Here is a 20,707-nt window from a genome sequence, read left to right on the forward strand (position 1 = left end):
CATCCAAAATTAAGAGTATTGAGAGATTTCAGCTTGATACAGATCAAGCGCTTCATCCATAGACATGTTTTCAGGTGGTGGTGCAACTGTCGTTACTTTAGGCGCTTCTGCTACTTTTGCAGCTTTTGACTTCACTTGATATTCAATAAAAATCGCGTCCTTACCAAAATAATCACGTAGCTTGCCTAGCAATTCATCTAAAGGTGCGACTTTCCATTGCGGACCTAGATGCAACTCTGCTGTCGCAAAGCTTTGTTCAAGTTGGATTTGTAAAGCAATATGCTGACACATATCGACATTGCAATAAGGTAATAAAATTGCCTGTAAATCTTTGGCTAAAGATTTGGTCATTAAATCTTGAGGGAGACGAATTTGAATACTTTGGGCTCGCTTTTGGCGGATTTCATTTAAATTAAACGCTTTACTTAAACGCGCCATTGGGCGATCAAAGCCTTCACGTTCGTAGATTTCGCCTTCGATAACAATGACTTGTTCTAGACGAACGATTTCTTTATAACGTTGAAAACGCTCATGATTACAGCTGATTTCCACACGAGCAGTACCATCATCTAGTGTAATCATGATACGGTTCGGGAAGTTGGCAATATCAACGACTAAACCAGCAAAGACGGTCGTGACACCACGACGAGTAGGTGTTAGTTCATTTAATTTTGCTGGAATAAACGATTTTAATTCTGGACGATAGACATCAATCGGATGACCAGTGAGATACAATCCAAGCGTATCTTTTTCACCTTTAAGGCGAACTTCGTCTGACCACGGTTTCACAGGTTTAGCAGGTTTGCGTTGAACTTCTTCAACTTCACCAAATAAATCCATGATACCCGTCTCACGGTTACTTCGTGCTTGTTCAGCCGCTTGAACAGCTTCAGGCAATTGAGCCATTAAGCTTGAGCGTTCAATACCTAAACAATCCAACGCACCCGCACGAATTAAGGCTTCTAAGGTACGTTTATTGATTTTTTTCAGGTCGATTCGATGACAGAAGTCAAATAAATCCTTGTATGGACCTTCATTGATGCGTGAGTCGATGACCGATTGCATCGCTTGTTCGCCGACACCTTTAATTGCACCGAGACCATAAACAATGGTTTTCTCATCACTGGCATGGAAATGATACAAAGACATATTTACGGAAGGCGGTAGCACTTCTAATTTATTATTACGGCAGTCATCAATTAAAAATACGATACTGTCCGTATTCTGCATTTCTGATGATAAAACCGCCGCCATAAATTCTGAAGGATAATGTGCTTTTAACCATGCAGTGTGATAGGCAACAAGGGCATAGGCTGCGGCATGTGATTTGTTAAATCCATAACCTGCGAACTTTTCCATATAGTCGAAGATATGGTTTGCTGTCGCTTCATCAATCTCTTTTTTTGCAGCACCTTCAATAAAGATTTGGCGCTGTTTAACCATTTCTTCAGGTTTCTTTTTACCCATGGCACGGCGAAGTAAATCTGCACCACCAAGTGTATAGCCTGCGCAGAACTGTGCTGCCTGCATCACCTGTTCTTGGTAAACCATAATCCCGTAGGTAGGTTCAAGTACGCTTTCTAGCAATGGATGTAGATATTCGAACTCACCACCATGCATACGATGGATAAAGTCTGGAATTAGATCCATTGGACCGGGGCGGTATAAAGAAACGAAGGCAATAATTTCTTCAAATTTACTCGGTCTTGCTTCCTTGAGCATTTTTTTCATGCCGACGGATTCAAACTGGAACACCGCAGTTGTATTTGCGTCCGCAAAGACTAAATAAGCATCCTTGTCATCTAATGGAACATTTGCAATTTCGAGAGGAATTTCAGATTTGATTCTTTTATTAATATTTTGAACGGCATCTTCAATAACTGTGAGGTTACGCAAACCTAAGAAGTCAAATTTAACCAGACCTGCTGCTTCAACATCATCTTTATCGTATTGCGCAACACGACTTGTTCCATCTGCTTCACACAGTACCGCTGAATAATCGGTAATTTTTCCGGGTGCAATGACTACACCACCTGCGTGTTTCCCTGTGTTTCGTGTAATGCCTTCGAGCTTAAGTGCCATTTCCCAAATTTCAGCAGCATCGTCATTATCAGGGTTTGATGGGTTGGTCACGATGTCTTTGAGCTGTGGTTCCATGTCAATCGCAGTGACTAGATCAACGCCAAGCGGCTTGGTCGGAATCATTTTGGAAATACGGTCAGCTAGACCATAAGACTTACCTAAGACACGTGCAACATCTCGGATTGCGCCTTTTGCAGCCATCGTACCAAAAGTCGCAATCTGTGAAACGGCTTCACGACCGTATTTTTGTGCGACATATTCGATCACTCGGTCACGACCTGCGATACAAAAATCGACGTCAAAATCGGGCATTGAGACACGTTCAGGGTTTAAGAAACGTTCGAAAAGCAAATCATAACGTAATGGATCTAGATCAGTAATTTTTAAACTGTAGGCAACTAATGAACCAGCACCCGAACCACGGCCAGGACCTACAGGCACACCATTATTTTTGGCCCATTGAATAAAGTCCATGACGATCAGGAAGTAACCTGGAAAACCCATTTTTAAAATAATATCAACTTCGTACTTGATACGATCATCATAAGGTTTACGAATTTCAACCCAATCTTCATCACGTTCAGCAATAGGGTAAAGGTGATTTAAGCGTTCCTCTAAACCTGTACGAGATAAATGTTCGAAATAGGTGTCGATGGTATAGCCATCTGGGATCGGGAAATCAGGTAAGAAGTAAGTCCCGAGTTGTAAGGCAACATTACAACGTTTGGCAATATGGTAGGTATTTTCAATTGCACTTGGGATGTCTGAAAATAGCTCAGACATTTGCTCACCAGTTTTAAAATACTGTTCAGAGCTATAATTCTTAGGACGTTTATCGTCACCAAGGACATAACCATCAGCAATACACACACGTGCTTCATGTGCTTCAAAATCATCTTGTTCAACAAAGTGAACATCATTATGTGCAACGACACCAATTTGATATTTAGCAGCGAGTTTAACGGCTTGTTGAATAAAATCTTCTTCACCAACACGTTCAGTACGTGTTAATGCTAAATAAACACGATTACCAAACTTTTCAATCCATGCTTCTAACAAAGGTTCTGCTTTTTGTGGATTGGATGAACAAAGCATTTTGCCAACATCACTATGCTGTCCAAGCAATACAATTAAATCTTCTGATTGTTCAAGTATCCATTCTTTTTGTACGCATGGGATACTAAGTTGTTGTCCTTCAATAAAGCCCCGAGATACGATTTCGGTTAGATTTCGCCAACCTTTACTGCTCATAGCTAATAAGGTTGCGCGGTGCTCTGCGTCATTCAGTCGAATGACACTGCCTAAAATAGGTTTAATGCCTTTTTTTAAACAAGCTTCATAAAATTTCACCGCAGCGTGCAAGTTGGATAAGTCTGTTAATGCAAGCGCAGGCATGTCATCTTTAACGGCAGCTTTGACCAAATCAGGTATGCGAACAATCGATTCCGTAATCGAAAATTCTGTATGGATACCGAGATGAACAAACCGCATAGAAGGACTATCCTTTTTCAAAGCAACGCATAGTTTAGCATGCAAACCGAAAATGGCATGCTTAATATTTTGGCAAACTGTCTATTTGTTCTGTACTTTTTATAAATTAATAAAAATTAACTTTTGATTTATATGGAAATATAAATATACATTTACTTAAGTTGTTTAACCGCTAGAATGTATCTGCATAAAAATGTACCAAAGCAGGTTCAAGAATGAAATTAAAGAATATCGTATTTTCAATATTATTAAGTATGAGCGCAATTTCTTTAGCTCAAGCTGAGGATGTATCTTTTAGTCAAGAACTCGTTCAACAAGCAAAAAGCGGTGATGCAATTGCCCAAAATAATCTTGGAGATGCTTATTATTATGGAAATGAGGTCGATCAAGATTTTGGTAAAGCATTAGAGTGGTTCAAAAAGGCGGCTGCAAAGGGAAATGCTAATGCACTTTTTTCCGTAGGGTATATGTATGATTATGGCGAAGGGACTGAAGAAGATAATCCCACAGCGTTAAAGTGGTATACACAGGCGGCACAAAAAGGGCAATTATTTAGGTTTTTATACCTCTATGGTGATGATGGCGTTAATATTAATATTAAAAAAGGGCTTGGAATGGATGACCAAATCTGCTGATGCGGGATTGGATCTTGCACAAGCTTAATGCAGCAACAGGTCATTTCTATAACCACAACCGTTATTACAACCCTGAATTGGGTCGTTATATGGAAGCTGATCCGATTGGGTTAGAGGGTGGTTTGAATCCGTATGCGTATGCGGGTAGTAATCCTGTGATGAATGTCGATTCGAGTGGATTAGATTTTCAACAATTGTCAAATTGGGATATGTCAAATGCAATAACTTCACAAGCAAGTCTATTTGCTAGTTTACCTAAAGACTATTTTAGAGGAGATTTTCCGAATGTTGCTCAAGCAAATGCGAATCTAACAATTAATGGTGATTTAGGACGAGATTTGAATGTAAATGCAAGTCGATTAATGGTTGAGCCAAATGGCTCTGGTCAATGGGGGGTAACAAGATTAGGAAATACTACCTTAGGTGTAAGAGTTACGGGTTATAGAGATGATTTAGGAAACTGGGTCTCATCAAAATGGAATACAATACCTAGTAATCAGGATAAAGGTTATTGGGTCTATGGAGAGTTGACTATGAGCTCAAACGGAAAATTGTATTCCGACACATATAATTTTGAACAGCATAAGCCCAAAGACCCTTTTAATAATAATTCAGGTTTTATTTCGACATATATATCAAATAGTTTAAATGCCGGAAGAAATTTATTAACTGAAATAGGTGCTACAAATGCAGGAGGAATTAAATCATTTGATATTAAATCTGGAGTATTTAAAATTGATGATGGCTATAAAATTAATTTCTTCAATAAACCCTATTGTCCATCTTGTTCACCCCCTCCAATGAGATAGAGATATGAAATTTTTTTGTTTCTATTTATTCTTATCTATTATTTTATGCTCTTGTGAAAGTGATTGGAAGGCTAAGATTGGAATTAGCTGTTTTATGGATGGAAAACTCTGTTCTGGCTATTTCGATTATTCAAATTCCTATGAAAAATCTTTAATTTTAATTTCAGATAATATTCAATATAGGATTGAAGCGCGAGGAAATTGGTCTACTTGGTTGGATTGTCGAGCTATTAACACTAGGAGAACAATTTGTTCATTACAGCAGCTAAATATTTCAATGGATAAACTTAGGGATGATTGTAAGGGGAAACTTGATGTTATGAAATATCCTAAAGACTATTGGGTATTGAGGTACTATTCAATAGATTTTAAAAGTAATAGTAGACCACCTTATTTAATTAATGAAATTAATAAAAAATATCTAGATCATATCGGTTTAGGGGATTGGGTAAATGCACAATCTATTAATGGTCGACAAGAAATACTTTGTCCAAGCTAAGTAAGTATTTACTGAAACCAAAATATATTCGAAATTCCTCTAGTTGATTTTCATTGTGGAGTTGTCAAAGATTTTTAGAGAGTAAATGCCAATTAAATTACTCTAAGCCATTAACTTGAGTATATATCTTAAGAAAGGAAGCGATTTGCTTCCTTTTGTATTACTAATTTTGCTTAACGCATCTTTGCCAAGAAACGGCTTAAACGATTAATTGCCTCACGTAGCTCATTTTCAGCAGGTAAGAACACTACACGGAAATGATCTGGTGTTGGCCAATTAAAACCTGTGCCTTGAACCAATAAAACTTTTTCAGCCTTTAATAAATCCAACATCAATTTCTCATCGTCTTCAATCGGATAGATCTCAGGGTCTAGTTTTGGGAAACAGTACATTGCACCCTCAGGCTTAACACAACTTACTCCAGGAATCTCATTTAACATTTCCCATGCAATATTACGCTGTTCATACAGACGACCGCCTGGACGAATTAAATCATTGATAGACTGGTAACCACCGAGTGCAGTTTGAATTGCATATTGTGCTTGATGATTCGCACACAAACGCATTGAAGCAAGCATGTCTAAACCTTCAATATAGTCTGCAGCACGTGATTTATCACCTGTGATCGCCATCCAACCTGCACGATAACCAGCAATACGATAGGCTTTTGATAAACCATTAAATGAAATGCAAAGTTGATTGCCAGCCAAAGCTGCAACAGCAACATGCTCAATGCCGTCATAAACGATTTTGTCGTAGATTTCATCTGCAAACAAAATTAAGTCATGCTTTTTAGCTAAAGCAACAATTTGCTCCAATACATGACGTGGGTAAACAGAACCTGTTGGGTTGTTTGGATTGATAATGACAATACCACGCGTGTTTGCTGTGATTTTGCTTTCCATATCGCCAAGATCAGGATACCAATAGTTTTCTTCATCACATTTATAATGAACAGCTTTACCACCAGAGAGATTGACTGCTGCCGTCCATAATGGATAGTCAGGCATAGGAACAAGCATTTCATCGCCATCGTTCAATAAACCTTGCATTGCCATCACAATCAGTTCCGACACGCCATTTCCAACATACACATCATTAACGTGCATATCAAAAACGCCTTTTTGCTGATAATACTGGCAAATGGCTTTACGCGCAGGGAAAATCCCTTTGGAGTCTGTATAACCAATCGCATTCGGTAGGTTTAATGCAACATCATTGATAATTTCTTGTGGAGCTTCAAAACCAAAAGGTGCAGGGTTGCCGATATTGAGCTTAATGATTTTGTGTCCTTGCTCCTCCATTTCATTGGCAACGCGTAATACTGGTCCACGAATGTCGTAGCAAACATGCTCAAGTTTCGATGATTTCTTGATTTCACGATTTGATTGAGCAGAGTGGGATGTAACAGTATTTTTAGACATAGCTGGATTCACTTTTGCATATCGGTATAAATAACTTTTAAAGGTTTCGACACTTACCAAATCTAGATCATGTTGATCTCTAAGTAATTCAACAATTTTTTCATAGGTAAAACCTGATTGTTGATATTGTTTGATTGTTGGTAAGAGTTTTTGAAAAACCACACTTTTTTTCTGAGACATTTTTTGTCCTATACAACCGTGCCAAACAAGGATAACACTATCTTTGCTTACGAGAAAGATAGTTTTGTTAAAATTTGCTTACCTTTAAATTTAAAATTGCTTTCTTTTTGCTATTAAAAATTAATGCTTAAATTTCACTAAATTGTACGTTATGAGACTAGAGTTTTTGTTATGAATGGCGTAAATATAAAACCTGATCATCGAGATATTTTTAACATCAGAATAAAAGGTGTAGGTTATGGGAAAAGTCAATAAAACAGAGCGGGAATGGCAAAGAGAACTATCACCAGAAGAATATCGTATTACTCGTCAGAAAGGCACAGAACCAGCATTTACAGGGCAATATTGGAATAACAAACAGCATGGTATTTATGTCTGCCGATGTTGTGGTGCAGAACTCTTTTCATCTGAAACGAAATACGATAGCGGTTGTGGATGGCCAAGTTTTTATAGACCAATTGATGGTGTTGCAATAGAAGAACATGAAGATTTATCGCATGGTATGGTTAGAACGGAAATTGTCTGCCATGATTGCGATGCACATTTGGGTCATGTGTTTGAGGATGGTCCACAGCCGACAGGACTGCGTTATTGCGTGAATTCGGCATCATTACAACTTAAAACAGAAGAAAAGAATGACGAGGAAACCTATCCATGAGTAACATTTATCAGTTTGAAGCTGAATTGTTAGAGGGAGAAACAAAAGCGCTCGCTGATTATAAAGGCAAGGTCATGCTGATTGTAAATACTGCAAGTAAGTGTGGTTTTACACCACAATTTGCAGGACTTGAAAAGTTGCATGAAAAATATAAAGCTCAAGGCTTAGAGGTTTTAGGGTTCCCTTGTAACCAATTTGGTGGTCAGGATCCTGGCACGAATAAAGAAATTGGCGCATTCTGTCAAAGAAATTATGGTGTAAGTTTTCCAATGTTTGCAAAGGTAGATGTAAAAGGTCCTGAAGCACATGTTATTTTTCGATTTCTAACGCGTGAAGCAAAGGGAATTTTGGGAAGTCAGAATATTAAATGGAATTTCACCAAGTTTCTTGTTGGGCGTAATGGCGAAGTTTTAGGGCGTTATGCTCCGACGACTAAACCAGATGCCTTAGAAGCAGATATTGAAAAAGCATTAGCAAAAAAATAGTATTGAACAACAAAAAAGACGGTCATTTGACCGTCTTTTTTTGTTGGAATTTTGCTTAAGACTGTTCAATTGATGTGGGCTTTGTTTTTCTAAAGCTGTTTAATTTACGGTTGATATCATCAATGAAGGTATAGACTACAGGAATAACCAATAACGATAAAAAGGTACTGGTAATTAACCCACCAATAACAGAAATTGCCATTGGCGCACGGAAACTCGGATCTGTTCCGATACCCAACGCAATCGGTAGCATACCTGCGCCCATTGCTAATGTCGTCATGATAATTGGTCGTGCTCGCTTATGGCAGGCATCCAACAACGCATTCAATCGAGAATAATCTTTTTCCTTTCTCGCGATAATTGCGTAATCGACCAATAGAATCGAGTTTTTACTTGCAATTCCCATTAACATAATCAAACCGATCAAACTTGGCATCGAGAAGCTACTTTTTGCTAAAAGTAATAGTACGAATGCGCCACCGAGTGATAGAGGTAGAGCGACCAGAATAGTGATCGGTTGTAGGAAGTCTTTAAATAAAAGAACCAGAACAACATAGATACACAATACACCTGTCAGCATCGCCAAACCAAAGCTTGAGAATAACTCTTGCATGACTTCAGCATCACCAATATTGGTACGTTTAACTGTTGGTGGTAGGTTTTTCATGGTTGGAAGTTGGTCAACTTTAGCAGCAATATCACCTAACGGTTGATTATTCAGCTCGATATTAAAATTGATATTACGCAAACGATTGAAACGATCAATTTGCGATGGCCCACTTTCAATATTGACATCTGCAATCGTCCCTAACATCACAGGGCCGTGGCTGCCTTTGATCATCAAGCGTTTCATTAACTCCTGATCTTGGCGAGCAGCCAAAGGCAGTTTAATCACAACGGGAACTTGACGTTGAGATAAGTTTAATTTTGCTAGATTCTGATCAAAATCACCTGCGGTGGCGATACGCAAAGTTTCAGCAATATCATAGGTGGTGACACCTAAATCTGCGGCTTTAGCAAAATCAGGACGAATGACCAGTTCAGGACGAATTAAAGCCGCGCTTGAAGTAATACTCCCAATATTTGGAATAGTGCGTAATTCTCGTTCAAGCTTACGTGCTGTAGACATTAAAGCTTCAGGATCATCACCTGAAAGAGCAAGTTGGTACTGACTATTATTTCCAGCTAGACCAACTTGTATTCGAGCACCCGGCAGTGGAGCCAAACGTTGACGAATTTGATTTTCAATCTCTTGTAAACTTGCACTACGATCAGAACGTCCAGTAATCTGAATGGTTAATGTGGCTTTTCTTGGTTCGCTTGAAGCACCACCTGAAAAAGGATCTGTTCCTGCTGCACCACCACCAATCGTTGTGTATATACTCTTGATTTCAGGATGATCTTTAATCAGATTGCGTGCGTATTCTGCTGTTTTTAAGGTGTCAACAAATTGCGAACCGGGTGCAAGCTCTAAACGAACTTGAGTCTGTCCTGTATCAGGTGGTGGAACGAAACCTGTTGGCAGTAAAGGAATCAGCATCACTGAGCCAACGAAAAAGGCAATTGCCCCAAATAAAGTGACCCAACGATGATTTAAACACCATGTGACTAAACGCATATAGCCACGCATGACACGTCCATCGTTGGCGCGATCTTTAGCTAGTTTTGTTGTACCATGATCTAGTTTTGATTGCTTATCTAAAGTTTCATCTTGCTTTTCAACTTGACCAATCCATGGTTTTAAAATGTAAGCAGACATCATTGGTGTAAGCAGGCGTGCAACTAATAGAGAAGCAAAAATTGCCAATGCAGCACTCCAACCGAATTGAACAAAGAACTTACCTGCAATTCCACTCATAAAAGCTGTTGGTAAAAATACTGCAATTAACGTGAACGTGGTTGCAATCACTGCTAAACCAATTTCATCCGCTGCTTCCATTGCCGCTTCATAGGGTGTTTTACCCATCCTGAGATGTCGAATGATATTCTCAATCTCAACAATTGCATCATCCACCAGAATCCCGACCACCAGCGACATTGCCAGCAAGGTAACTGTATTGAGGGTAAATCCAAAGTAATACATCCCAATCAGGGCGGGTAATATAGACAGTGGTAGGGCAGTTGCAGCGATAATTGTTGCACGCCAATCACGTAAAAATAGCCAAACTACCAAGATTGCTAAAATTGCCCCTTCATAAAGAAGCGACATTGAACCTTTATAGTTGTCAGCAACGGGCTTAACAAAGTTAAATGCTTCGGTGATTTTAATGTCTGGATGTGCAGCCTTGAGTTTATCCAGTGCTTCAATTACACCTTTCTCAACATCAACCTCACTGGCACCCTTGCTACGGGTAATTTCAAAGCCAATCACAGGTTGTCCATTCAGCAATGCGGCAGAGCGTCGTTCTGCAATTCCATCACGAATAGATGCAACTTGATCAAGGCGAATATGGCGACCATCACTGAGCGCAAGATCCATTGCACCAATCTCTGCAGCCGTTTTGACGGTTGCAATAGTACGAATTGACTGTTCGCTGCCCCCAATTTTGGTTTGACCGCCTGAGGCGTCTTGCTGAATCAAGCGTAATTGACGGGTAATATCTGTAGCAGTTGCATTTAATGCCAGTAATTTTTCAGGGTCGAGTTCAACTTCAACTTGACGGGTAACACCGCCCACACGGGCGACTGCACCTACACCTTTAACCTGTAGCATGGCGCGGGCAATATCATAGTCAACGAACCATGACAGTGCTTCTTCATCCATTTTCGGTGATTGAATGGTGTAGGTGAGAATTGGCGAGCCTGATAAATTTATTTTACTAACAATCGGATCTCTTAAATCAGCAGGTAAATCGGATCTCACCTGTGATACAGCATTACGAACATCATCAACCGCTTCTTGTAGCGGTTTTTCCAGTTGAAACTCTGCTGTGACCGTAACAACACCATCTTGAATATTGGTGTACTGATTCCTTAAACCTTGCAGGGTGGCAATCGAGTTTTCAATTTTACGGGCAACTTCAGTTTCCAGCTGTGGTGGTGCAGCACCTGGCAGGGCTGCGGTCACAGTCACCATTGGCAATTCAATATCGGGGAATTGCTGGATTTTCATCCATTTAAAACACATTAAACCCGTCAATCCCAGCATAATAAACAATAAAATGGCTGGAATGGGATTGCGGATTGACCAAGCAGAGAAATTCATTTTAATTCCCCTGTGTGGTCACAAGTTGTTTGGTCAATGGCGTATCAGGGATATCTTTGGCGACAGTGACTAAATCACCATCGGCAAGGAAGCCTGTGCCAGAGGCAACCAGTTTTACATTGGCAGGCAAGTCCAGAATCTCAACACGATCAGCCAAACGTCGCCCAACAGTCACTTTTTGCTGTGTCACACGGTTGTTGTTCCCCACAATAAATACATAGGCAAAGCCATCGCGTAGCAACAAGGCAGTTTGTGGAATAGTGAGTGCTGGTTTCTCACCTAAATCAAACTCACCTTTTACAAACATGCCCATCCGAACCGCCTGAGTGGCTGGCAAGTCAACATAAACCAAGCCATAACGGGTTTGTGGATCAATTACAGGGGCAATCATTCGAACCTTGCCTGTAATGGCAGGCTGGGCAGGGTCAGGCGAGAAAATACGCGCATTCATCCCTTGCTTGAGCTTATACAAATCCGAAGTGGTGACTTCCGCGCGCCATTCCAGACGGTGATCCCGAATCAGGCGAAACAGTTCCTGTCCTGTTTGTGCTAGAGATCCAACCGTGGCAGTTCGTGCTGAAATAACACCATTATCAGGTGAAACCACTTGGGTTTGAGCTAGGCGTAATTGATTACTTTTAATTTGAGCTTTAGCTGCATCAAGACGAGCTTGTGCAGTCGCTTGTGAGGTTTGATATTGCGTGGATTCTTGAGCAGAAATTGCACCCGTATTTTTAAGCTGTTGAATACGTTTGTTATTGGTAATCGCATCAGCTAAAACAGCTTGCGCTTCAGCATAACTTGCTTGAGCTGCTGCGAGGTCAGCACGTATTGTTTCACTATTGATTTCAGCTAAAACTTGACCGCGTTTCACCTCATCACCGACATTGACATTGACGCGAGTAAGTCGTTGACCTGATAGCTCGCTCCCAATGACAACTTCTTGCCATGCTGCAATGTTTCCATTTGCAGTAAAGCTTTGTTTCCAATTTTGCTGTTCAGGTTGAACAACCGTCACCGTCAGGGCTGCTTTTTGCTCTGCTGAATTTGCCCCTTTGCGCTTTTCCATATTTGCTGAGTTTTTGGCTTTGTTTGTTTGCCAAAACATGATTGCAATAATTAAAAAAACAACAATGATCGCTAAAATAAACCAAATTTTTTTTTTAGTTTTCTGGGGAGTTTGAGAAGCCATCTTTCCATAATCGCCAAATATTGATGACCTAAGTATAGACGAAGATTTCAAGAGATGGTCAATAGTAAACTGACAGATGAAAAAATTAATAAAGGACGAGTTTCAACACAATCTAACAGGATGCGGCTTGTAAAGTGATCACTCGCTATAATTTCAGATTGCTATAAAGGAAGTAAGCGATTAGTCACTACGCTTTTCATTACAATCGTGGAAGTAAGGCGCTGTACATTCGGTAAAGCAGACAGACTGTCGTCATAAAGTTTTTGAAAACTTGCCAGATCTTTGGTCACCACATGCAACAAATAATCAGGATTGCCAAACAGTCGCTGTGCTTGAATCACATTGGTAATTTCACTAACCTTTTCTTCAAAGCTAGACAAAGCCCGCTTATCACCATCTTTTAAAGTCACAAAAATAATTGCCGCAAAATTAAAGCCAATTTGAGATGCTTCAAGATCGGCATGATAACCCTTAATGACCCCAGATTCTTCTAAAGCTTTCACTCGGCGATGACAAGGGGATAGACTTAAACCTATTCTTTCAGCCAATTCGGTGATAGATAATCGCCCATTTGCTTGCAGTTCAGCAATAATTTTCTTATCAATGCGATCCATTTGGAATAATCTACCTTTTAGTTTTAAAAACAAGCAAACATTTGGAATAACATTTTAAGCATTAAAGCCTATTCTCTCAATTCTATTTTCACCAAATGGTGAAAAATAATAATGATGGCGAGTAGGTGTCTGATATGGATCTAAGTGTAATTTTTGCTTTTTGGTGTGTTTCAATTTTATTTGTTTTAACACCGGGCGCAGATTGGGCTTATGCGATTCTAGCTGGCATAAAGGGGCAGTTTGTTATGACAGCGGTGATGGGCTTGGTGTTGGGGCATTTTTTAGCGATTTTGTGTGTTGCAGCTGGCGTGGGCACTTTAGTTAGTTATTATCCAATTTTATTGACATCTTTAACGATTGTTGGTGCATGTTATTTATTGTGGATGGGAATAAGCTTGTTGATTCGACCAGCTACTATCTCAAGTACTGAACAGCAGATATCTGCGTTTGATTCAGCAAAGTCTTGGTTCGTTAAAGGTGTGGGAATTAGTGGGTTAAATCCAAAAGTTTTATTGCTCTTTTTTGCACTATTACCGCCATTTATTCACCCAAATTTGCAGTTTTCAGCTACAGCTCAGATCCTTTCTTTAGGTATTATTCATCTAATTAGTTGCACGATTGTTTATGTATTGGTTGGAATCGCAGCGAAGAAATTATTAAGTACACGACCTCAAGCTGTAAAAATAGTCAGTCGTATTTCGGGGAGCTTAATGATTTTGATTGCCACCATATTGATGATTGGACAGCTTTCATAAGTTGCTGAAGAATCCATGCTTTGACATAGATTCTTCAGATATTTTATTGATTAAAGAATTGCTTTTAGTCGTTTTACCACTTCTTCACACTGTACTAAATCTGCGACGAGTGCCATCCGAACGTGTCCTTCGCCCGGATTACCTTGTTCGGTATCACGAGATAAATATCGACCTGGTAACACCTTAATATGGGCTTTTTCCATCAACATTTTCGCAAAAGTTTCATCATTATCAACTTTTAACCAATAATAAAAACCTGCATCAGGTTTTTGTAACGGTAATAAATGTCCTAACTCTGTTTGGAATAAATCAAATTTAGCACGGTATTGTTGACGATTTTCTTCTACATGTGCCTCATCATTCCATGCCGCAATCGAAGCCAATTGATGTTGAACAGGCATTGCAGCGCCGTGATAGGTACGATATTGCAAATAAGGTTTTAATAATGCTGCATCACCCGCAACAAAACCCGAACGCATACCCGGGAGGTTTGAACGTTTAGAAAGGGAATGGAACACGATACAATTTTTATAATCATCACGTCCTATTTCAGCACAAACTTCTAAAAGCCCAATCGGTGCCTGATCAAACCATAACTCTGAATAACATTCATCAGAAGCAATCACAAAACCATATTGATCAGAAAGTGCAATCAACTTTTTGAATTGCTCTTTTGAAAGTACAGTACCTGTTGGATTACCCGGTGTGCAAACGAATAATAATGCTGTTTTTTCCCATACTTCCGCAGGAACGGCATCAAAGTCGCCTAAATAACCATTTTCCTCGGTGCAGTTGATAAAGTAAGGCTTTGCACCTGCCAATAATGCAGCACCTTCATAAATTTGATAGAACGGATTTGGCATCACGATATACGGTGCATCTTCGCGTTTAATTAAGGCTTGCACAAAAGAAAAGATACCTTCACGTGTACCAGAAACAGGCAAAATATGTTCTTCTGCACTAATATGGTTCAGTTTGAAACGATTGCTCAACCATTGTGCAATACTTTGGCGCAGCTCAGGCAAGCCTTTACTATTGGGGTAGGTTGATAAATGCCCAAAATTATCAATAATCGCTTGTTTAACGAACTCAGGTGCGGGGTGTTTAGGTTCACCAATTGATAGTGGAATCAACGGTAAATCGGCAGGTTGTATTCCTTTAAAAAGCTCGTTTAACTTTTCAAAAGGATAAGGATGCAATAAAGATAAACTTGAGTTCATTGAAACAATTACCAAACTGTAGGGGCGTATTGCCTACGCCCAATGTATTGATGAAAATTGGAATTACGATGGGTTAAAAACCTGATTTGACACTTCATCCAAAGACGCTTTGAGCGTTTCCGCAAAAGCCTGGACTTCTTCATCTGTAAGCAATACGCCATTTTTCTTGGTCACAAAGAAAATATCTTCGGCACGTTCACCCAATGTTGCAATTCTTGCAGAGTGAATATCCAATCCTTGTAGCATAAACAAGGCGCCAATCCGAGCTAAGAGACCCGGTTGATCGAGCGTTGAGATTTCAACCATATGTTGCTGTAAAGTTGGGTTGAGTACGATATCCACGGTATTTTGCACATCGAAATGACGTAAATGGCGTGGAATACGGCGTTGCATAATACCCGGGTATTGATCTGAATGGCTGAGCGCATCTACAAGTGCAGCTTTGACTTTGCGTTCACGCTCTGGATCGGTCAGCAATGTGCCAAAACGATCAAGAACTAAGTAGGTGTCTAAACTAAATGAGGTGGTTGCAGTAATAATTCTTGCATCTTGAACGTCAAGATTCATGCGGTCTAAGACAGCAACCGTTGTTGCAAATAAGTTCGGTTGATCACGGGTATAAATAAAGATTTGAACGGCGTCATCCGCAGCATTACGATGTGCGCGGAGTAAAACCAACGGTTCAGGGTTGTCGCCGTGCTGTAGAATTGCCTGAGTGTGCCATGCAATCTCATTGGCAGACTCCTTGACAAAATATTCATCACCGAGTTCTTGCCAAACTTTTTCGACTTCGGCGAGAGAGAAGTCATTGACCAATAATTCACTGGCAGCAAATTTGGTGTCTTCAATTAACATTTGATAGTCAACAGGACGACCTAAGCCTGAACGAATGACATCTCGTGCATAGGTATACAACTGGCGCATAAGGGAAGCACGCCATGTATTCCAAAGTTTAGGATTCGTGGCATTAATATCAGCGACTGTTAAAGTGTATAGATAGTTTAAATGTTCCATATCACCGACTTTTTCGGCAAACTCTTTCACTTCATCTGGATCAGAAATATCTTTTTTCTGTGCAGTAAGGGACATGAGTAGATGATTGTTAATCAACCATGCCACAAGTTTACATTCACGTTCAGTAAAACCATGCGTGCGACAGAACTCGATGGCATCTAATGCCCCTAATTCACTATGATCGCCGCCACGACCTTTCGCAATATCATGGAAAATTGCTGCCATATAGACAATATCGTGACGCGCAATACGTTGGAATACTGAACTCACCACAGGGAATTCTTTAGCGAATTCAGGTTCTTTAAAGCGACTTAAGTTTCTGAGTAATAATAAGGTGTGTGCATCTACCGTGTAGATATGGAACAGATCGTACTGCATTAATCCTGTAATCTGTCCAAACGAAGGAATGTAGTTCCCTAGTACGCCATAACGTTTCATCGCCACCATCGTGTCATATAAGTGCGGTGAGCGAATAATTGACATGAATAATGCTTGATGTTCTGGATTGTCCCTGAAACGTTGATCAATTCGTTTGGCTGCGAGCACAAGAAGACGCAAGGTACGAGCACGAATGCCTGTAATTTCTGGTCGATTGGCTAACAGATAGAATAGTTCTAAAATTGCACTCGGCTCTTCAGAAAATACTTTGTGATGCTGAACAGCGAGTTTGCCGTCTACAATTTTAAAGCGGTCATTAATGTCGATAATTTGGCGTTCATAATCAGGCAGACGAGGGGTAATGACTGATTCATTGAAGTAAGCAAGTAACATCTCATTCAGCGTTGAAACTTGTTGCGCTGTTCGATAATAACGCTTCATGAATTGTTCAACTGCAAAGTTCACAGGTTGACCTTCTTCGCGGACATAACCAAATTTTGCTGCTATATCTCTTTGATATTCAAATAATAAGCGGTTTTCATCTCGTTTTGCGATACGATGCAAATGGGTTCTAATCTCCCATAAGAAACTTTCAGCTTCTTCCAGCACGCCTAATTCAAATTCAGTAATAAAGCCTAAATGAACTAAATCATAAATACGATTGACACGGAAGTGACGTTTGGCAATCCAACCAATTTGATTAATATCACGAATACCGCCAGGTGCATTTTTAATATCTGGTTCTAAATTGCTTTCAGTATTATTGTGTTGAGCGTAGCGCTTGGTCTGTTCCGCCATTTTGGCATCATAGAACGTTTTATCTGTCCATGTTTGGGCGACAATACGACGTGGCCATTTAGCCAGTTGTTCATTGCCTGAAATTAAACGTGCTTCGATTAAAGTTGAAGCAACAGTTAAATCATTTGCTGCTTGTTCAACACAGTTTTGAATCGTACGAACGCTAATTCCAGGTTTAAAATTACCAACATCCCATAAGGATGAAATAAAAGTTGAGATCAGTTTTTCTTGTTCTTCGCTGATTTCATCTTCAGATAAAATCATGATGTCAGTATCGGAATATGGCAGCATTTCGCGACGACCATATCCTCCGACCGCAAATAAACCTAATTCAGTTTTATTTAATTCAGCATGATTCCATAAAAAGACCAAGGCCTCATCAATCGAGTTTGAACGAGCCTTAATCACTTCACGAATCGGTTGCCCATTTTCATAACTCTCTTGTAATTGCTTTTCTACATCTGTTCGCCATTGATTAATGGCTTTAATATCATGATGACTGGTGACATAGTTCAGCAAAGGAGATGTATTGATCATGAAAATGGGTCTACTCAATTTAAGTTAAGAGTTTGTGTGTACGCTCACTTGGTCAGCAGCTTGTTGCGCTAATTCACGTGCTTGGTCTGTTGTTTCAGCGCGTGCTGTTGCAACTCCCATACGGCGACGTTTAAAACCTTCAGGTTTACCAAATAAACGTAAGTCAGTATTCGGATTGGCTAAAGCAAGATTCAAGCCATCAAAGCTGAGGTTATTCGCATCTACACCTGCATAAATCACGGCACTTGCAGCTGTGCTATGGCGAGCTGTATTAACAGGTAAACCTAAAATAGCACGTGCATGCAATTCAAATTCGCTTTGGAATTGAGAAGCTAAAGTTACGAGACCCGTATCATGTGGGCGAGGGGAAACTTCGCTGAACCAAACTTTATCGCCTTTGATAAATAGTTCTACCCCAAAGATACCACAGCCACCTAATGCAGTTGTTACTTTGTGTGCGATACGTTTAGCTTCTTGTAAGGCAGCAGCAGTCATGGGTTGAGGTTGCCAGCTTTCGACATAGTCACCCGCATCTTGACGGTGTCCAATCGGATCACAGAAATGGGTTTCGATTTCGCCAGTCTTAGGGTTTTTTGCACGAACTGTTAATAAGGTGATTTCAAAATCAAAATCAATTTGTGATTCGATAATCACTGTACCTTGATTCACACGACCGCCTTGCATGGCATATTCCCACGCGGCATCAACTTCATCAAAACTTTTAACGCGAGACTGACCTTTACCCGATGATGACATCACTGGCTTTACAAAGTTTGGATAACCAATGTCATCACATGCTGCGCGGAAACTTTCTAAAGTACTGGCAAAGCGATAAGCGGATGTTGGTAGACCGAGTTCTTCCGCAGCCAAACGGCGAATGCCCTCACGGTTCATGGTGAGGTTGACGGCTTTTGCCGATGGAATCACGGTTGCAGTTTGGCTTTGCTCGATTTCAAGCAAAACCTCAGTCGCAATTGCCTCAATTTCAGGAACAATCAAATTGGGTTGAATTTTTTCAATGAGTTGTTTTAATTCAGTTGGATCAGCCATATTCAATGTATAAGAAAAATGTGCAACTTGCATGGCTGGTGCATGATCATAACGATCTGCGGCATGAACTTCGACACCTAAGCGTTGTAAAGAAATCACAACCTCTTTACCTAGCTCCCCAGAACCTAACAGTAAAACCTTAAATGCAGAAGATTGAAGTGGAGTTCCAAGAGTGACGCTCATGCGTGTAATCCTATCCTGAGTAATTTGTGGTTAAGCATAGCAGAACTTTTTGATGAATTAAGCTTGTCTGATACAAAAAACAAGGTTTTGTTAGACAAAAAATATGGCTTATCATCGTGTTGATCTGTTTAGACATTGACTTGATAGTTAAGTCGTAATTCATCTGCATTTTGACCACGGATTCCCCAATTTGATTTTGGGGTTTCAAAAATTGTAATTTCAATATCTTGTGGGGAAATACCACATTGCTGCTGAATATTAGAAAAAATTGATTGAATAAATTGTTTTTTTGCCGAAGTTGTTCGCCCTTCAAACATTGAAATTTCAATAATCAAATATTTTTCACTGCGATCATTTGGATATATAAAATCTTCTGGAGCTAAAGCAATAAAGCGCTGAAATTTTTTTTCTACAGGATAATCTAGGCTTGTGACCAGTGCTTGGTGAATAGCACCTGACAATTGAGTTCTAAATTGTTGAATCGTTTGATGTAGTGCATAAATTTTGATTTGAGACATAAATAAGTTATTCCAAAATTAAGATTAGAAATTTTTGATTCACATGATATTTTTATTTCACCACTGTAAATGATATTGGCATTAAATCAATTCTTTAGAACGTAGATTGTTCTATGCGATAAATAAGTAACAACGATTGAGTATTGTTGCTGAATTGACTAGCATAATGCGCAAATGTTCCATTGGCGATTTGATATGTTTAATACAAAAACTCATGTAGCGACAATAATGTTGTTTAGCAGCCTTTTATTGACTGCATGTGATCATTCAAGCAATCAGCCAGAAAAAAAAGTGGAAATTAAAGCAGCACCCAAACTTAATAATGATGCAACAAGTTACGCACAAGCTGCTTGGAAGCTGATTAATGAAATTGATCCAATTGTCTACAATAAACAACCTGCTGAGATCGAAGATAAAGTCAGAAAACCATTACGACAACTCAGTACCGATTGGAGAATTAATGTCAAAATGACGGATTCTGTGACTGAAGGAAAATATGCGCTATGCCGTAAAGCATTGACCAGTCTTGATACTTGGGCAAGAGATGTTAAAGAGAATGTGGGTTCGTCAACGCAAAAGCAAGCTGACTACGAACGAGACAAGGCACAGTGTAAAGATGCAATTGATAATCCAGCTTTAGGCAATACCTCACCTAAATAAAAAAGCGAGATGATGAATCTCGCTTCAGCTGGTTAAAGCTATCATGCGTTTGGGTTTATGACGTTTTTCCTGTTTTTGTGGCTTCCTGCTTGATTTGTGTGGTTGATGTTGTTGCTGCTTTTTTAGTATCCGATGACATTTTCATGGTGTCATGTTTCATTGTCTCTTTTGCTTTCGTGGTTTCTTTTTTGGTTTTTACGACATTTGTTGCTACACATTTGCCACCTTTATGATTTGTGATGTGTGCTTAAAAAACAGGAGGGTTTAACTTGGTAAACTATACATACTCATTAGGAGTTTACCATGAGCAAGAAACAGAA

At 39.7% G+C, this 20,707-nt stretch carries 14 protein-coding genes and 3 pseudogenes; 7 read left to right on the forward strand and 10 right to left on the reverse strand.

Annotation, left to right across the window (positions count from 1 at the left end; all coding sequences use genetic code 11):
* Positions 1 to 9 precede the first annotated feature (9 nt).
* Positions 10 to 3,573, reverse strand: coding sequence for a DNA polymerase III subunit alpha (gene dnaE / locus M5121_RS01340; RefSeq protein ID WP_249570055.1), 3,564 nt, complete (start codon positions 3,571 to 3,573; stop codon positions 10 to 12).
* A 215-nt stretch (positions 3,574 to 3,788) separates the two neighbouring features.
* Here dnaE and M5121_RS01345 point away from each other — a divergent pair.
* The 3 genes and pseudogenes from M5121_RS01345 to M5121_RS01355 all read left to right on the forward strand — a co-directional run.
* Positions 3,789 to 4,233: pseudogene (locus tag M5121_RS01345) on the forward strand (tetratricopeptide repeat protein); the annotation flags it as partial.
* A gap of 1 nt (position 4,234) precedes the next feature.
* A pseudogene (locus M5121_RS15940) lies at positions 4,235 to 4,390 on the forward strand (RHS repeat-associated core domain-containing protein); the annotation flags it as partial.
* Between the two features lie 721 nt (positions 4,391 to 5,111).
* On the forward strand, positions 5,112 to 5,516 hold the full coding sequence (locus tag M5121_RS01355; RefSeq protein WP_249570057.1) for a hypothetical protein: 405 nt from the start codon (positions 5,112 to 5,114) through the stop codon (positions 5,514 to 5,516).
* Positions 5,517 to 5,689: 173 nt separating this feature from the next.
* Here M5121_RS01355 and M5121_RS01360 read toward each other — a convergent pair whose 3' ends face one another.
* A complete protein-coding gene (locus M5121_RS01360) occupies positions 5,690 to 7,120 on the reverse strand; it encodes a pyridoxal phosphate-dependent aminotransferase (protein WP_249570058.1) in 1,431 nt (476 codons plus the stop codon).
* A gap of 238 nt (positions 7,121 to 7,358) precedes the next feature.
* Here M5121_RS01360 and msrB point away from each other — a divergent pair, with 238 nt between their 5' ends.
* Both msrB and M5121_RS01370 read left to right on the forward strand, forming a co-directional pair.
* Positions 7,359 to 7,778, forward strand: a complete 420-nt coding sequence (msrB, locus tag M5121_RS01365; RefSeq protein ID WP_087547410.1) for a peptide-methionine (R)-S-oxide reductase MsrB — start codon at positions 7,359 to 7,361, stop codon at positions 7,776 to 7,778.
* Positions 7,775 to 8,263: a glutathione peroxidase gene (locus tag M5121_RS01370; protein WP_249570059.1), complete on the forward strand. Its 489-nt coding sequence runs from the start codon at positions 7,775 to 7,777 to the stop codon at positions 8,261 to 8,263. Before msrB ends, M5121_RS01370 begins: the two co-directional genes overlap by 4 nt.
* A 55-nt stretch (positions 8,264 to 8,318) precedes the next feature.
* On the opposite strand, the gene M5121_RS01375 is transcribed toward M5121_RS01370, so the two are convergent.
* The 3 genes from M5121_RS01375 to M5121_RS01385 form a co-directional block, all read right to left on the reverse strand.
* Positions 8,319 to 11,468, reverse strand: coding sequence for an efflux RND transporter permease subunit (locus M5121_RS01375; RefSeq protein ID WP_249570060.1), 3,150 nt, complete (start codon positions 11,466 to 11,468; stop codon positions 8,319 to 8,321).
* A 1-nt stretch (position 11,469) separates the two neighbouring features.
* Positions 11,470 to 12,660: an efflux RND transporter periplasmic adaptor subunit gene (locus tag M5121_RS01380; RefSeq protein WP_249570061.1), complete on the reverse strand. Its 1,191-nt coding sequence runs from the start codon at positions 12,658 to 12,660 to the stop codon at positions 11,470 to 11,472.
* Between the two features lie 161 nt (positions 12,661 to 12,821).
* Positions 12,822 to 13,274 carry an Lrp/AsnC family transcriptional regulator gene (locus M5121_RS01385; protein WP_087536207.1) on the reverse strand — a complete coding sequence of 151 codons (453 nt, stop codon included), beginning with the start codon at positions 13,272 to 13,274 and terminating at the stop codon, positions 12,822 to 12,824.
* Between the two features lie 134 nt (positions 13,275 to 13,408).
* On the opposite strand from M5121_RS01385, the gene M5121_RS01390 reads away from it, so the two are divergent.
* A complete protein-coding gene (locus tag M5121_RS01390; protein ID WP_249570062.1) occupies positions 13,409 to 14,029 on the forward strand; it encodes a LysE family translocator in 621 nt (206 codons plus the stop codon).
* 50 nt (positions 14,030 to 14,079) lie between these two features.
* Here the strand turns inward: M5121_RS01390 and dapC are convergent, their stop codons facing one another.
* The 4 genes from dapC to M5121_RS01410 all read right to left on the reverse strand — a co-directional run bounded on the left by dapC (position 14,080) and on the right by M5121_RS01410 (position 19,727).
* Positions 14,080 to 15,249, reverse strand: a complete 1,170-nt coding sequence (dapC, locus tag M5121_RS01395; RefSeq protein WP_249570063.1) for a succinyldiaminopimelate transaminase — start codon at positions 15,247 to 15,249, stop codon at positions 14,080 to 14,082.
* Positions 15,250 to 15,312: 63 nt separating this feature from the next.
* Positions 15,313 to 17,976, reverse strand: a complete 2,664-nt coding sequence (gene glnD / locus M5121_RS01400; protein WP_249570064.1) for a [protein-PII] uridylyltransferase — start codon at positions 17,974 to 17,976, stop codon at positions 15,313 to 15,315.
* Between the two features lie 24 nt (positions 17,977 to 18,000).
* Positions 18,001 to 19,218, reverse strand: coding sequence for a formate-dependent phosphoribosylglycinamide formyltransferase (purT, locus tag M5121_RS01405; protein WP_249570074.1), 1,218 nt, complete (start codon positions 19,216 to 19,218; stop codon positions 18,001 to 18,003).
* Between the two features lie 119 nt (positions 19,219 to 19,337).
* The gene (locus M5121_RS01410) at positions 19,338 to 19,727 is read right to left on the reverse strand and encodes a tautomerase family protein (protein ID WP_249570065.1); all 390 of its coding nucleotides are present in this window, start codon (positions 19,725 to 19,727) and stop codon (positions 19,338 to 19,340) included.
* A gap of 195 nt (positions 19,728 to 19,922) precedes the next feature.
* On the opposite strand from M5121_RS01410, the gene M5121_RS01415 reads away from it, so the two are divergent.
* On the forward strand, positions 19,923 to 20,387 hold the full coding sequence (locus M5121_RS01415; protein WP_249570066.1) for a hypothetical protein: 465 nt from the start codon (positions 19,923 to 19,925) through the stop codon (positions 20,385 to 20,387).
* Positions 20,388 to 20,442: 55 nt separating this feature from the next.
* Here M5121_RS01415 and M5121_RS15900 read toward each other — a convergent pair.
* Positions 20,443 to 20,622 (reverse strand): annotated as a pseudogene (locus tag M5121_RS15900) (hypothetical protein); the annotation flags it as partial.
* Between the last annotated feature and the right edge of the window lie 85 nt (positions 20,623 to 20,707).

Source organism: Acinetobacter sp. ANC5681 (genome assembly GCF_023488045.1).
GTDB lineage: Bacteria > Pseudomonadota > Gammaproteobacteria > Pseudomonadales > Moraxellaceae > Acinetobacter.

Excerpts from the sequence above, each read along its gene's own strand:
- msrB (WP_087547410.1), top strand. The coding sequence starts at position 7,359 with ATGGGAAAAGTCAATAAAACAGAGCGGGAATGGCAAAGAGAACTATCA.
- M5121_RS01360 (WP_249570058.1), bottom strand. The coding sequence starts at position 7,120 with ATGTCTCAGAAAAAAAGTGTGGTTTTTCAAAAACTCTTACCAACAATC.
- glnD (WP_249570064.1), bottom strand. The coding sequence starts at position 17,976 with ATGATCAATACATCTCCTTTGCTGAACTATGTCACCAGTCATCATGAT.
- M5121_RS01390 (WP_249570062.1), top strand. The coding sequence starts at position 13,409 with ATGGATCTAAGTGTAATTTTTGCTTTTTGGTGTGTTTCAATTTTATTT.
- M5121_RS01355 (WP_249570057.1), top strand. The coding sequence starts at position 5,112 with ATGGATGGAAAACTCTGTTCTGGCTATTTCGATTATTCAAATTCCTAT.
- M5121_RS01375 (WP_249570060.1), bottom strand. The coding sequence starts at position 11,468 with ATGAATTTCTCTGCTTGGTCAATCCGCAATCCCATTCCAGCCATTTTA.
- M5121_RS01415 (WP_249570066.1), top strand. The coding sequence starts at position 19,923 with ATGTTTAATACAAAAACTCATGTAGCGACAATAATGTTGTTTAGCAGC.
- M5121_RS01410 (WP_249570065.1), bottom strand. The coding sequence starts at position 19,727 with ATGTCTCAAATCAAAATTTATGCACTACATCAAACGATTCAACAATTT.
- M5121_RS01385 (WP_087536207.1), bottom strand. The coding sequence starts at position 13,274 with ATGGATCGCATTGATAAGAAAATTATTGCTGAACTGCAAGCAAATGGG.
- dnaE (WP_249570055.1), bottom strand. The coding sequence starts at position 3,573 with ATGCGGTTTGTTCATCTCGGTATCCATACAGAATTTTCGATTACGGAA.
- M5121_RS01380 (WP_249570061.1), bottom strand. The coding sequence starts at position 12,660 with ATGGCTTCTCAAACTCCCCAGAAAACTAAAAAAAAAATTTGGTTTATT.
- dapC (WP_249570063.1), bottom strand. The coding sequence starts at position 15,249 with ATGAACTCAAGTTTATCTTTATTGCATCCTTATCCTTTTGAAAAGTTA.
- M5121_RS01370 (WP_249570059.1), top strand. The coding sequence starts at position 7,775 with ATGAGTAACATTTATCAGTTTGAAGCTGAATTGTTAGAGGGAGAAACA.